The 12,544-nt window shown below is 61.4% G+C and carries 16 protein-coding genes; 1 reads left to right on the forward strand and 15 read right to left on the reverse strand.

Features of this window, described 5'->3' with window-relative positions; translation table 11 throughout:
• Window positions 1-3: 3 nt before the first annotated feature.
• From ABC969_RS00670 to ABC969_RS00730, 14 genes are all read right to left on the reverse strand, one after another.
• The gene (locus ABC969_RS00670; protein ID WP_345862310.1) at window positions 4-297 is read right to left on the reverse strand and encodes a hypothetical protein; all 294 of its coding nucleotides are present in this window, start codon (window positions 295-297) and stop codon (window positions 4-6) included.
• Complete coding sequence (locus ABC969_RS16450; protein ID WP_380808861.1) at window positions 285-788, reverse strand: tyrosine-type recombinase/integrase; 504 nt, start codon at window positions 786-788, stop codon at window positions 285-287. The genes ABC969_RS00670 and ABC969_RS16450 overlap by 13 nt, the downstream gene beginning before the upstream one ends.
• 14 nt (window positions 789-802) lie before the next feature.
• Window positions 803-1,252 carry an Arm DNA-binding domain-containing protein gene (locus ABC969_RS00675; protein ID WP_345862311.1) on the reverse strand — a complete coding sequence of 150 codons (450 nt, stop codon included), beginning with the start codon at window positions 1,250-1,252 and terminating at the stop codon, window positions 803-805.
• Between the two features lie 121 nt (window positions 1,253-1,373).
• The gene (gene rpmE, locus ABC969_RS00680) at window positions 1,374-1,604 is read right to left on the reverse strand and encodes a 50S ribosomal protein L31 (RefSeq protein ID WP_345862312.1); all 231 of its coding nucleotides are present in this window, start codon (window positions 1,602-1,604) and stop codon (window positions 1,374-1,376) included.
• Between the two features lie 98 nt (window positions 1,605-1,702).
• Entirely contained in the window at window positions 1,703-2,191 is a 489-nt protein-coding gene (gene fabZ / locus ABC969_RS00685; RefSeq protein ID WP_345862313.1) for a 3-hydroxyacyl-ACP dehydratase FabZ, read from the reverse strand.
• Entirely contained in the window at window positions 2,188-2,856 is a 669-nt protein-coding gene (locus ABC969_RS00690) for an OmpH/Skp family outer membrane protein (protein ID WP_345862314.1), read from the reverse strand. Before ABC969_RS00690 ends, fabZ begins: the two co-directional genes overlap by 4 nt.
• The gene (bamA, locus tag ABC969_RS00695) at window positions 2,856-5,552 is read right to left on the reverse strand and encodes an outer membrane protein assembly factor BamA (RefSeq protein ID WP_345862315.1); all 2,697 of its coding nucleotides are present in this window, start codon (window positions 5,550-5,552) and stop codon (window positions 2,856-2,858) included. Before bamA ends, ABC969_RS00690 begins: the two co-directional genes overlap by 1 nt.
• A gap of 76 nt (window positions 5,553-5,628) precedes the next feature.
• Window positions 5,629-6,762: an RIP metalloprotease RseP gene (gene rseP, locus ABC969_RS00700; protein ID WP_345862316.1), complete on the reverse strand. Its 1,134-nt coding sequence runs from the start codon at window positions 6,760-6,762 to the stop codon at window positions 5,629-5,631.
• Complete coding sequence (locus ABC969_RS00705; RefSeq protein ID WP_345862317.1) at window positions 6,759-7,916, reverse strand: 1-deoxy-D-xylulose-5-phosphate reductoisomerase; 1,158 nt, start codon at window positions 7,914-7,916, stop codon at window positions 6,759-6,761. The genes rseP and ABC969_RS00705 overlap by 4 nt, the downstream gene beginning before the upstream one ends.
• Window positions 7,913-8,707 carry a phosphatidate cytidylyltransferase gene (locus ABC969_RS00710; protein ID WP_345862318.1) on the reverse strand — a complete coding sequence of 265 codons (795 nt, stop codon included), beginning with the start codon at window positions 8,705-8,707 and terminating at the stop codon, window positions 7,913-7,915. The genes ABC969_RS00705 and ABC969_RS00710 overlap by 4 nt, the downstream gene beginning before the upstream one ends.
• Window positions 8,704-9,444 (reverse strand): isoprenyl transferase, encoded by a 741-nt coding sequence (locus ABC969_RS00715; RefSeq protein WP_380808981.1) that lies wholly within the window; start codon window positions 9,442-9,444, stop codon window positions 8,704-8,706. The genes ABC969_RS00710 and ABC969_RS00715 overlap by 4 nt, the downstream gene beginning before the upstream one ends.
• Window positions 9,445-9,458: 14 nt before the next feature.
• Window positions 9,459-10,016: a ribosome recycling factor gene (gene frr, locus ABC969_RS00720; RefSeq protein ID WP_345862319.1), complete on the reverse strand. Its 558-nt coding sequence runs from the start codon at window positions 10,014-10,016 to the stop codon at window positions 9,459-9,461.
• Between the two features lies 1 nt (window position 10,017).
• Window positions 10,018-10,740: a UMP kinase gene (gene pyrH / locus ABC969_RS00725; protein WP_345862320.1), complete on the reverse strand. Its 723-nt coding sequence runs from the start codon at window positions 10,738-10,740 to the stop codon at window positions 10,018-10,020.
• 78 nt (window positions 10,741-10,818) lie between these two features.
• On the reverse strand, window positions 10,819-11,541 hold the full coding sequence (locus ABC969_RS00730) for a Crp/Fnr family transcriptional regulator (protein WP_345862321.1): 723 nt from the start codon (window positions 11,539-11,541) through the stop codon (window positions 10,819-10,821).
• A gap of 515 nt (window positions 11,542-12,056) precedes the next feature.
• On the opposite strand from ABC969_RS00730, the gene ABC969_RS00735 reads away from it, so the two are divergent.
• Window positions 12,057-12,254, forward strand: a complete 198-nt coding sequence (locus ABC969_RS00735; RefSeq protein WP_345862322.1) for a hypothetical protein — start codon at window positions 12,057-12,059, stop codon at window positions 12,252-12,254.
• 57 nt (window positions 12,255-12,311) lie between these two features.
• Here the strand turns inward: ABC969_RS00735 and ABC969_RS00740 are convergent, their stop codons facing one another.
• The gene (locus ABC969_RS00740; protein WP_345862323.1) at window positions 12,312-12,512 is read right to left on the reverse strand and encodes a hypothetical protein; all 201 of its coding nucleotides are present in this window, start codon (window positions 12,510-12,512) and stop codon (window positions 12,312-12,314) included.
• Window positions 12,513-12,544 lie beyond the last annotated feature (32 nt).

Raw genomic sequence — 12,544 nt, forward strand, 5'->3', positions numbered from 1 at the left:
GTCCTAGACGTCGGGCTGGATAAGTGGCCGAAGCAGGCCGTCGATATGTTTCAGCTTCTGCCAGAGGTGCCAATCCATCGGATCAGTCAGGATGAACGTTGGCTCACAGAGGTAGGCGCCGCGACAGACCATCATCGGGAGCGCGACCGCCGCGGGTTTCCCCGTGACGAGCGCAATCTGGGCCCGGCAGCGTGCTTCGTGCAGGGCGATGTTTCCCGCATCCGCGAGTGTTACGGACAACGGCAATTCGCGCTTCCGTCGTTTGCACCACTGAGCCCATCTGCTCAGCAGGAACAATCCAAACATCCCCTGCCATCTCGGACCACTTGGCACCGGAGCGTGACGCGTTCAGGATCACAAACTCTAGTGCGCGCAGCCATTGCAGGCCGATCGCGAAGCTGTGCCATAAACGCGGGAGCATCTTCATATGACATTGCCGGATGGTGGCCACGTGACAGCTTTTGCCGCTTCGGTAAAAGCACCTCAAGGTGTCGCCGCCATTGAGCAGGGTTTGCCGCGTCTCGCGAACGGAATCCTCTTGCTTTGGCGGCGCTTAAAATCTTCTCAATGCGACCGCGCACTCGACTGGCCATCTCCGGCAATCGAGCCCAGATTGGCTGTAAGACGGCCAACACATCGTCGGTGCTGATGTCGGCGAGCGCTTTGTCTTTCAGACCAGCTGCATGGGCGCGCAGGCTATTGCGCCACTGATCCTTGTGCTTCGCGTTTCGCCATCCAGCCTCAATCGAAGCGATATATTCCTCGGCGAATTTTCCGAAGGTTCGCACATCAACCTCTGGCGTTAACTCCCCTGCCGACCGGCCTTCAGCACCTCTACTGAGTCATGCGAGCTTGCCGACGGAGAGCGGGCAGCCGCAGCAGCCTCGCGCGCTTTCGCCAAGGTAATATCGTGGGCCGAACCCAGCCCCATTTCCCGCCGCTTGCCGTTCCAGAGGTAGAGGAAAATCCATCGCTTTCCGCCGTTCGCTGTCAGCAAGTAGAGACCATCACCATCGGCGTATTGCCCCGGCTCAGTAACTGTCCGAACGAACACAGCACTCAGCCGATTGATCTGATTCGCCACCCGTCTGCCCCACCAAAGGCTAACAAGATGGACAAGATCTTTATCATATCTGGCGGGATAGGCAATCGCCATACTTTCAACCGACAGTTGAAATGTATTTGAATTCATCAGGTTGGCAGTAAATCCGGAATATTGTAACATCTGATAAAGTATTAGTTCTAAGGACACCTCTTCCGCCAGTTATCGTCCGGAACGTATCGCTCAAACGCAAAACGGGCGCCTCTCTCGCGGTTGCGAGAGAGGCGCCCTTTTGAGTAGAATCATCGTGGCCGCAGACGCGGCGCAGCAATTACTTCTTGCCGAACGACATGCCGCCGAACCGCTTGTTGAAGCGCGCGACCTGGCCGCCGGTATCGAGCATCGTGCCACGGCCACCAGTCCAGGCGGGATGCGCCAGCGGATCGATTTCGAGCGTCATCGTGTCGCCTTCCTTGCCCCAAGTGGAGCGCGTCTCGTACACGGTGCCGTCGGTCATCTGCACCTTGATGGTGTGATAATCGGGATGGATATCTTTCTTCATGGCATTTTCCTTGTGTGTCAGTGGCTGGTTTCCGACCAGCCGGACAAGCGCGGCGCACTACACGCCGCGCTTCGGTAGAGCAAGCATTTTGCTTTTGATCAGCCCTGGGGCGGATCGGCGATCATGGCGGTAAAGTTCGCCTCCGCCGCCAATTGGCCGTCGATCGTCGCGCGCCCGGAGAACTTGCACACGCTGGAGCGCTTCTGGACGAATTCGACATCGAGCTGCAGCAGCACACCGGGTTCGACGGGCTTTCTGAACTTCGCCCCATCGATGGCCATGAAATAGACCAGCTTGCCGGAGCCCGCGAGCCCCAGCGATTCGACGGCGAGAATGCCCGCGGCCTGCGCCATCGCCTCGACGATCAGCACGCCGGGCATGATCGGACGCCCGGGAAAATGCCCCTGAAAGAACTGCTCGTTGATCGTCACCGCCTTGATGGCGGTGATCGATCGGTCGCGCGTTAGCCGCGTGACCCGATCGACCAGCAGCATCGGGTAGCGATGCGGGAGCGCCGCCATGATGCGTCCGATATCGAACGCACCCAGTTCCCCCGCATCACCCGCTTCGGTCAGCTCAGTGCTCAACGCGGACGCTCAGCGGCCTTTGGTGCAGCCGGCGCCGGGGTGCCCGGTGCTGCGGCAGCACGCTGCTGGCCCGGCTGCCAGTTGGCCGGCGGCGTGATGCTCACCTTGGGGATCAGACGGTCGATCTCGGTGCTGATCGCCGGCGTGATATCGGCGGCCGGATCGGCAAAATATGCCGCGTTGGGGCGAATCAGCAGGGTGATGCGGCGTGCCTTGACGACATTGGTGACGGCGTCGTTGACCTTCCCGGCGACCTGCTCGGCGGCATAAGCGCGCGCGCGCGATGCCTGCACGGTCATGCGGCCGATCTCTTCCTGGCCGGCCTTTTCCTTGGCTTCGATCTGCGCGATCTCGGGGCGACGCGCGGTACGCGCGGCGTCGATTTCCTGCTGGTTCAGCTGGTTGTCGCCATTGCCGTCGAGCTTCTTGTACAGCGGCTGCAGCTCAGCCGCGATCGCTTCGCTACGGGCCTTCGCCTGGTCGAGCTGCGGCTTGTAGGTCGTGCCGATCTCGGTCTGTGCCGCGGCCCACACCTTCGAATTGGCGATCGCGGCATCGGGATCGGCGATCGCGACGTTGGTGGCCTGGGCGTTGGCCGAAGCGGCAATCAGCGTGGCCGGTGCGGCCAGAACGGTCGCGAGCAGGATTTTCTTGTACGTATTCATCAGAATGCAGTCCCTACGTTGAATGTAATGAGCTTGTCGTCGTCGCCCTTATCCTTGAGCAGCGCGTAAGCGATATCCACGCGCAGCGGGCCGAAGGGGGAATTCCAGTTGACGCCGGCGCCGACCGACACGCGCGGCTTTGCGCTATCGCCGACGAACCGTTCCAGGAACGGCGCGATCGTGTTGCCATAAGGCGTATTGGGCACGACGCCGTTACATCCGCCAGCACTGTCCGGGATGCCCGCGGCGCAAGTCGTGGCGATCGCGGTGCCGCTGGCGCCGACATAGGAATAAAGCGGATTGCCGTTGCCATCCAGCGTCGGACGGAACAGCGGCTGTACGACGCCATCGATCGTTTCAAACTCGACCGTCGGCAAGGGGCGCGTCACGCCGAACAGCGCACCGGCCTGGACGTAGATCGAAGGCCGCAACCCCAACTCGCGCGCACCGGCACCAAGCGGAATCTCGAGCTCGAGCCGGCTGGAATAATAAGCCCGGCCGCCCAACGCATCATCGACGATCTGATCCTTGTCGGTGACCAGGATCTGCTTGCCATTGGCATCAGTGCCATACGGCACGCGTTGAACGCGTGGGCCGACGCCGCGAATGTTGAAACCGCGGAATTCCGGCTCGCCGAGATAGAAGCGATCCGTGATGCGTATCTTGTCGATGCCCGGGCCACGCGAATTTTCGAGCGAATAAATGAACCCGCCTTCGGTGCTCAGGCCCAGCGTAAAGCCGCTACCCAGACCCCAATATTTATCGGCGTCGAATTTAGTTCGGATATACCGCACGTCGCCACCCAGCCCGGCGAAATCCTGGCTCAGCACCACACGGTGGCCAGCGGTGGGGCGCAAGCGGCTGTTGAGGCTGTCGTAGATCAACGAATAGCCGATCGACGATGTGGCGCGATTGCCGATCGCGTCGCACAGATACCGACCCGCCAGGATCGGATCGCACACGCCATTGGTATAGTAAGTGCCCTCATCGAGCCCGACATCATCAAAGGTCAGGCCGTAACGCCCGGACAAGGAGAGATATTCCGTCAGCGGTACGCCGGCGCGGATCTGGAAGCCGGTCGACACCTGTGTGTAGGTCGTGTTGCGATCGCCGCTCGCGGTCAGGTTGAACGAATTGTAGTCACGGCGGAAGATATCGCCGCCCAGCGCGATATTCTTGTCAAACAGGTAGGGCTCGGTGAAGCCCAGTTCGACCGACTTGGAATAGCTCGAATAATTGACGCTGGCGCGTAATTCCTGGCCCTTGCCGCGGAAATTGCGCTGGCGGATCGAGGCCTGCACGATGAAGCTTTCAAGGCTCGAGAAACCCGCCGACAGCTGCAGCTCGCCGGTCGACTTTTCTTCCACATCGGCAGTGAGCACGACGCGGTCGGGCGCCGAGCCCGGCGTCTGCTTGAGCTCGAACTTGTCCTGGAAATAGCCCAGCGAGTTGATGCGGTCCTGCGAGCGCTTGACCTGGAAACTGTTGAACGCATCGCCTTCCGACAGGCGGATCTCGCGACGGATCACCTTGTCTTGCGTATTGGTATTGCCGTTGATGTCGACGCGCTCGACATACGAGCGCTTAGCCTCGGCGATGTTGAAGTTGATCGACATGGTCAGCGTGTCCTTGTCACGCTGGAATTCGGGGTTCACCTCGGTAAAGGCATAGCCAAACAGCCCGGCCGTCTCGCTCAGCTGGTCGACCGAATTCTCGACCTTCTTGGCGTCATACCAATCGCCCTTCTTCATCGTTAGCCCGGCGGCGAGCTTGGTATTGTCGAAATCGCGGATCGAACTGTCGACTGTCACGTCGCCGAATTTGTAGCGCTGCCCTTCCTCCACCACATAGGTGATGATGAAATCTTCTTTGTCGGGAGTCAGCTCGGCAACGGCCGAGGTGACGCGGAAATCGGCATAGCCCTCGGTCAGGTAGAATTGGCGCAACTTCTGCTGGTCATAGGCCATGCGGTCCTGATCATAGCTCGTCGCCGAGCTGAGCAGGCGGAACAACCGCGCCTGCTTCGTTGCCATCTGCTCGCGCAGCTTGTCGTCGTCGAACACTTCGTTGCCGAGGATGTTGATCTGGCGAACCTTGGATTTCGGCCCTTCGCTGATCTCGAACACCACATCGACGCGGTTCTGATCGAGATTGACCATCTTGGGCTGGATCGAGGCGGCGAAGCGACCCTGGCGACGATAGAGTTCGACGATCCGCGCGATATCCTGGCGCACCGCGGTGCGCGTGAAGATCTGCCGCGGCGCGAGCTTGATTTCCTTGCGGATCTTGTCTTCCTTGAGGCGTTTGTTGCCCTCCAGGATAACGCGGTTGATCACCGGATTTTCGCGGATGCGGATGATGATGTCACCGCTTTCGACGCCAGCGATCGACACGTCGGCGAAGAAATCGCTCGCCAGCAGGTCACGCAGCGCCTGGTCCAGCGTCTCGTTGGTATAGTTCTGGCCGACGCGCAGCTTGGTGTACGACAATACCGTATCCGGCTCGATGCGCTGCGAGCCTTCGACGCGCAGCGTCTTGATCGTGCGCACGATGGCGGGGGCAACATTGTCTGGCGCTGGAGCGAGCGTCGGCGCGGTCTGGGGGGCGGCTTGCGCATATGCTGCGACGGGCAGGCCGGACAGCATCGTGCCGGCCAGCAATGCCGTCGTGGCGCGTGCGCCGAATGTCGAAACCATGCTTGTCACTACCTACCCCAAACCGGAGAAATTATGCGGGTCACCACTATGGCGCGCCCGCCCTGCCTTACCTGCCTCAGCCGATCAAGCCAGCGAGGTTCTTCCATAAGCCGAAAGCGCCGAGATCGTTGAACGTCACGAACATCATGAACATCAACAGCGCCACCACGCCGCCGCGATAGGCCCACTCCTGTACGGCAGGATTTACCGGTCGTCGCCCTATAGCCTCGATCGCGTAGAAAAACAGATGCCCGCCATCCAGCATGGGAATTGGCAACAGATTGATGAACCCCAAGTTAATCGATACCAAGGCGATCAGGAAAACGAACGCCTCTGGCCCCACGCTAATCTGCTCGCCCGAAATCTTGGCGATGCGTAAGGGCCCGCCCAGTTCTTTGACCGAGCGGCGCCCGGTGATCACCTGCCCCAATGTTTCGACCATCGTCACCACGATGTCGCGCGTCTGGCGCAGCGCGACGACCGGCGCTTCGAGCAGCCCGACCTCGAGCAATACCGGACGATCCGGCGCAATGCCTAGCAATCCTAATTGATATTCGTTGCCAAAGCGGTCGCGCTGCTCCTGCGTGCCGATCACCACGTCGCGCTGCACAATCGTGCCGCTGCGTTCGAGCTCGATCCGCACCGTCTCGTTGGCGCGGATCTTCACGTAGCGGGAAACGTCGTCAAAAGTTTCCACGCTGCGCCCGCCGAGCGACACGATACGATCGCCGGGTTGCAATCCAGCGCGTACGGCCGCGCTGTTGGGCACAATTTCTCGCACCACCGGCGGCGTACGCACATCGCCGTAGAGCAAGGCGAACCCCATCAGGATCAGGATCGCGAGCAGGAAGTTGACGACCGGGCCGGCAGCGATGATCAGCGCGCGTTGCCACAGTGGCTTGGCCGGGAAAGTTCGCGCGCGATCCGCGGCGGGCAGCGCGAGCCACGCCGGATCTGTCTGGCTAGCGGGGTTGAGGTCACCGGCGAATTTCACATAACCGCCAAGCGGCAACCAACTGAACTTCCAGCGCGTACCGCGTTTGTCGGTGATCCCGAAAACTTCATGACCGAAGCCGATCGAAAACATTTCGGCCTTTACGCCGCACCAGCGCGCAACGAGATAATGCCCCATTTCGTGCACGAACACGAGCGGGCCGATCACCAGCACAAACGCCAATACGGTAAGAAACAGGCCGGGGGTCTCGATCAAATTACGCGATCCTTCACAAGCTCGTTCGCTGCAGCACGCGCCCCCGCGTCGATCGCCAGGACCTCGGCCAGCGTTGTGGGCGCCGGCGGATCATAACGCAGCAACGTATCGGACACGATTGCGGCAATTTCGAGGAAGCCGATACGCCGGTCAAGAAAAGCCGCCACCGCGATCTCGTTGGCGGCGTTGAGAATGGCCGGCCGTGCGCCGCCCGCGTTCAGCGCATCGCGCGCCAGCCTGAGCGCCGGGAAGCGCTGCTCGTCGGGTGCGGCAAAGTCGAGCCGACCGATCGCCACCAGATCGAGCGGCTGCATTGGTGTTGCCATACGGTCGGGCCAGGCCAGGCAGTGCGCGATGGGCGTGCGCATATCGGGCGGCCCCAGCTGCGCCAGCACCGAGCCGTCGACATAATCGACCAGCGAGTGGATCACCGATTGCGGGTGGATGACGATTTCGATCGCGTCGTGCGGCACCGGAAACAGCCGCGCCGCTTCGATCAGTTCGAGTCCCTTGTTCATGCACGTCGCCGAATCGACCGAGATTTTCGCGCCCATCGACCAATTGGGATGCGCGACCGCCTGTTCGGGCGTCACATCGCGCATCTGCTCGGTCGACCAATCGCGAAACGGCCCGCCACTGCACGTGATAATGATCCGGCGCACGCGCTCAGGTCGCGTCGCATCAAAGCACTGGAAGATCGCATTATGCTCGGAATCGGCCGGCAGCAGCGTCGCGCCGTGTTTCGCCGCCGCCGCCAGAATGATCTCGCCGGCCGAAACGAGCGGCTCCTTATTGGCCAGCACAACGGTGCCGCCCTGCTCTACTGCGGCCATGACTGGCTCGAGCCCGGCGCAACCGACGATCGCCGCCATCGTCCAATCAGCGCTCATCGCCGCGGTATCGAGCAGCGCTTGCCGCCCGCCCGCCGTCTCGATGCCGGAGCCGGCCAAACGCTCGCGCAGCGCGGGCAGGCACGCTTCGTCCGCCACCACAGCGCGCCTGGTGTTGGTGCGCAACGCGGCCTGCGCCAGCTTTTCGACATCGCAATTGGCGGTCAACGCCAACACGCGAAACTTATCCGGCTCGCGCTCGATCAAATCCAGGGTCGAGCTGCCAACCGAGCCCGTCGCGCCCAAAATTGTTACCGTCTTCACGGATAAAACCTCGGCAAGATCAGCAACAACGCCGCCAGCGGGGCCACCGGCACCAGCCCGTCGAGCCGGTCCAGCACGCCGCCGTGCCCTGGCAACATGTTACCACTGTCCTTAACCCCCGCCCTACGCTTCAACCAACTCTCGTACAGATCACCGCCCTGCGCCACGACTGCGAGCAACGGCGTGGCCACGGCCATGCGCCATGGCAATCCGAACTGAACATGCAGCAGCGCGCCGAACAGCCCCGCCGCAATCACCCCACCGCCGAGCCCGGCCCAGGTCTTGTTCGGGCTGATCGCCGGCGCGAGCTTTGGCCCGGAGATAGACCGTCCGGAAAAATAAGCGCCGATGTCGCAGGCCCATACCAGTGCCAGCGCCCAGAAGGCAAAGAGCAGCCCGCCATCAGCGCGGCGCAGGAACACCAGCGACAGCACCGGCAGCCCGCAATACAGGACCCCCGCCGCCAGCCGCGGCTTGCGCGTGACGATCACCGTGAAGAATGCCGCCCCGACCAACAGACCGAGCGTAAAAAAGTAATGCACCTCGATGATCAACGAGGCCGGCGCCATCGTCGCCAGCGGCACTGACAAGGCGAATTGCGCCACGCGCTTGTTCCGCGCCCCGGCCTGATCCAGATCCGACCATTCCGCCATCATGAACAGCGCGCCGACCGTACACAAAATCCAAAAAGCGATCCCGCCCAGCCACAAGGCGATCGCCGCGATCGCGATCATCAGCACGCCGGTACTCGCCCGAACCGCAAGGTCCGATTTACGCTGCGGAGCGCTCACAGGCCGCCATAACGCCGTTGGCGCTGCGCGAACGTCGTCACCGCCTGATGCAGCGCTGCGGCGTCGAAATCGGGCCACAAGGTGTCGACAAACAGCAATTCGGCATAGGCCGCCTGCCACAACAGAAAATTGGACAACCGCACTTCGCCCGAGGTGCGGATCAGCAAGTCGAGCGGTGGCAGATCGTGCGTATCAAGTTCACGCTCGATCGCCGCATCATCGATTGCTTCGACGGCCATCTCGCCGGCCACGACCTTGGCCGCCAACGACCGCGCGGCCGCGGCGATCTCGGCTTGCGCGCCATAATTGAGCGCGATGACGAGGATCGGCCCGCTATTGGCTGCCGTGCGCGCAATCGCATCGTCGACCAGTTTGACAAGATCGGGGGCGAAACGGCGATAATCGCCGATAACGCGCAACCGCACGTTTTCCTGCACCAGCTCATCGATATCGCTGCGGATGAAAATACGCAGCAGCCCCATCAGGTCGCTGACTTCTTCCTCCGGCCGACGCCAATTTTCCGACGAAAACGCATATAGCGTCATCGCCTCGATGCCGATCGCGCGGGCGGCGCGCGTCACGGCGCGCACTGCCTCGACGCCGGCCTTGTGCCCGGCGAAGCGGGGCAGGAAGCGCTTCTTGGCCCAGCGTCCGTTGCCGTCCATGATGATCGCAACATGGCGTGGCAATGCCGTACCCGCGCCGCCGATCGAGCCGGGCGCGGCCTCCGACGCCAGGGCGGGAGCCGAACTCACTTGCCGAGGATTTCCTTTTCCTTGGCCGTCGCCGCCGCGTCCAGATCGGCGATCGTCTTGTCGGTCAGCTTCTGCACTTCGGTTTCGAGCTTCTTGCGATCGTCCTCGCCGAACAGCCCCTTCTTTTCGTCGGTCTTGAGCGAATCCATCCCGTCGCGACGCACGTTGCGCGCGGCGATGCGCGCGTCCTCGGCATATTTGCCGGCCAGCTTGGCCAGCTCCTTGCGGCGCTCTTCGGTCAGATCGGGAATCGGCAGACGCAGCGTGGTGCCATCGACGATGGGGTTAAGACCCAGCCCGGCCGAGCGGATGGCTTTGTCGCAAGGGCCGACATTGGCCTTGTCCCACACCTGCACCGAGATCATCCGCGGCTCCGGCACCGACACGGTCGCAACCTGGTTGAGCGGCATTTGCGCGCCATACACTTCCACCGTCACCGGATCGAGCAACGAGGTCGAGGCACGGCCCGTGCGCAGGCCGGAAAGATCGTGCTTCAGCGCTTCGACCGCACCGGCCATGCGCCGCTCGAGATCGGCCTTATCGTAAGCGGCCATATTATTGCTCCTTCTGTACGGTCGTCGAGATGCCTTCGCCGGCCAGCACGGCGGCGAAATTGCCATGCTCGCGGATATTGAAGACGACGATCGGGATATCATTGTCACGGCACAGCGAGATAGCGCTGGCATCCATAACCTTCAAATTCTTTGCCAGCACGGTATCGTAGCTGACCGTTTCGTAGCGCGTCGCAGTCGGCACGACCTTCGGATCGGCATCGTACACGCCGTCCACCGAAGTGCCCTTGAACAGCGCATCGCACTTCATCTCCGCGGCGCGCAAGGCGGCGCCACTATCGGTGGTGAAATACGGTTCGCCGACGCCTGCGGCGAAAATCACGACACGCCCCTTTTCCAGATGCCGTTCAGCGCGTCGGCGGATCACCGGCTCACAAATCTTGTCCATCGAGATGGCCGATTGCACGCGCGTCGAAACGCCGATCTGCTCGAGCGCATTCTGCACCGCCAGCGCATTCATCACGGTGGCGAGCATGCCCATGTGATCGGCGGTGGCGCGCTCGAAGCCCTTCGCCGCTGCGGCAAGCCCGCGGAAGATGTTGCCGCCTCCTACAACAATGCAAAGCTCATAGCCTTGTGCCTTTACGTCGGCGATTTCGCCAGCGACCCGTGCGGTAACCGCAGGGTCGATCGCCAGACCATTTTCGCCCATCAGGACTTCACCTGACAATTTGAGGAGGATGCGTTTGTAGCGGGGTATCGTCACGGGGGTCCAATATGCTGCTGGGGGCGGCGCGAACCTTAGTGGCGCGGGCGCCGGATTGAAAGCGGGAAGGCGCGCTGGCTAGGCGGCCCGGCGCAAGCGGCGGTGCAAGTAATTCTCGTCGAATCCGGCGATTTGCACCAGCAGATCAGGTTGCTCGATCAACAGGCTGCCGCGCTTCAGCGTCATGGCGCCGGTTCGACGCAGTTCTCGCAACACCCGGTTGAGATGAACTGGGGTCATCCCCAGCGAATCGGCCAGCAACAGTTGCGACAGCGGCAGTTCGAAGCTCATCTCGGTAGTCAGCCCGATGGCGCGCGCCCTGATATACAATTCGCACATCAGATGTGCGACGCGCTCGATGCTGGATCGCCGCCCCATACTGGTGATCCAGGCACGCATTGTGCCCTCATCCACCAACTGCGCGAGATACATCGCCTTGGCCACGCCGCGGTGATGGTCGAGGATAACGTCCATCTCGATGCGATCGATCGTGGCGACATCGGCGCGGGTGATCGTCTGGATGCTGTGATCCATTTCCGCGAGCAGCCCGACATGCAGATCGCAACAATCTCCAGGCATCAGATAGGCCAAAACCTGACGGAGGCCATTGGGCAGAATCTTGTAGCGCACCGCCCAGCCATCCAGCATGACAAAGACAGGCCCCGGCCGGTCACCCTCGCGGATCAGGTCACGCTTGGGGGCAAATTTGCGCGGCCGAGACGTCGCCGCGACCAATGCCGCGGCCCCGTCGTCGCCAAGATCGTGAAAGCGTTGCAGCTTGTCGGTAAAGCGGTTCCCCATGCGACACCTTTCGCACGGCTCAACAGCATTTAATATTGTTGGGCTTTATTGTTCAATGTTAATATACACGACGTATTAGAGACGGAAAATATGTATAAATACATATCGTGAAATACGCAGCATTATTGCACCGCCGCGTCGCAGCTGTTCGCAATTGTGAGCATGATCAAATCCTTTCGACTGCAATATTTCCAGTGTTAGAGCGGGTCCTGATCGCGATCTTGCCTCCCCAGGGACAAGTCGCGACGCTCTTGTGGGCCATCATCCGACGCGGTCGTTCATCGACGCCACAAAGATAGCGTCAGATTGTGTCGGGTCGCCGCACGACGAAACAGAAATCGACGAGCCGGCGTTTCGCTGATCGCGATCGTGGGGCGCCGCGATAGCCAACAGCCGCGCCGGGCCATCGCGTGCAGGTCGTCCCTGCGAAAAACTTCCACAAAAACTATTGATGTATGTTGTAAAGCCGCAGCCAGCACTGGCTATCCATGGACCTCATTGTGGGAGGCGATATCATGAACGACGTGAGCGCAATGGAATATTATCGTGTCCGCGAAGGGCGCGAGCGGGCTATGGCGCGCGCGTCCGCAAATCCCAAGGTTGCCGCGATTCATTTCGAGATGGCGCAGCGGTACGCTGAGCTGATCGCGCTGGGCTCGGTGTCGCGCTATATGCGGGTTGTCACGATGCCAGGCATGACCGTCTCTGCATAATGCGGTCTGATCCGCCTGCCACTCGCTCGGGCGGGGCGCTGGCCGTTGCGCTGCCGCTTACCGGATCGAAATCGATCCCGGGCACCCGCCGGCCGCATATACGGTCGTCTCTCTGACTGTATCATCCTCATACGAAATCCGGTCGGAAACGATCTGCATCGGATGCGCGATCGCTGCGATCAGCAAGGTATCGCCCTCATCCACCATCAGGTTCAAGGCGGTGTTCAAGGCAACTAAGCTATCGTCATATCGGCACATGTGATTCTCCTGGAGACCAGATAATGCCGCGG

Origin of the sequence: Sphingomonas qilianensis (assembly GCF_039614825.1) — a bacterium.
GTDB classification, from domain to species: domain Bacteria; phylum Pseudomonadota; class Alphaproteobacteria; order Sphingomonadales; family Sphingomonadaceae; genus Sphingomonas; species Sphingomonas qilianensis.

Coding starts and splice junctions, on each gene's coding strand:
- rpmE (WP_345862312.1), bottom strand. CDS start 1,604: ATGAAGAAAGATATCCATCCCGATTATCACACCATCAAGGTGCAGATG.
- ABC969_RS00690 (WP_345862314.1), bottom strand. CDS start 2,856: ATGAATACGTACAAGAAAATCCTGCTCGCGACCGTTCTGGCCGCACCG.
- bamA (WP_345862315.1), bottom strand. CDS start 5,552: ATGGTTTCGACATTCGGCGCACGCGCCACGACGGCATTGCTGGCCGGC.
- frr (WP_345862319.1), bottom strand. CDS start 10,016: ATGGCCGCTTACGATAAGGCCGATCTCGAGCGGCGCATGGCCGGTGCG.
- ABC969_RS00730 (WP_345862321.1), bottom strand. CDS start 11,541: ATGGGGAACCGCTTTACCGACAAGCTGCAACGCTTTCACGATCTTGGC.
- ABC969_RS00735 (WP_345862322.1), top strand. CDS start 12,057: ATGAACGACGTGAGCGCAATGGAATATTATCGTGTCCGCGAAGGGCGC.
- ABC969_RS00740 (WP_345862323.1), bottom strand. CDS start 12,512: ATGTGCCGATATGACGATAGCTTAGTTGCCTTGAACACCGCCTTGAAC.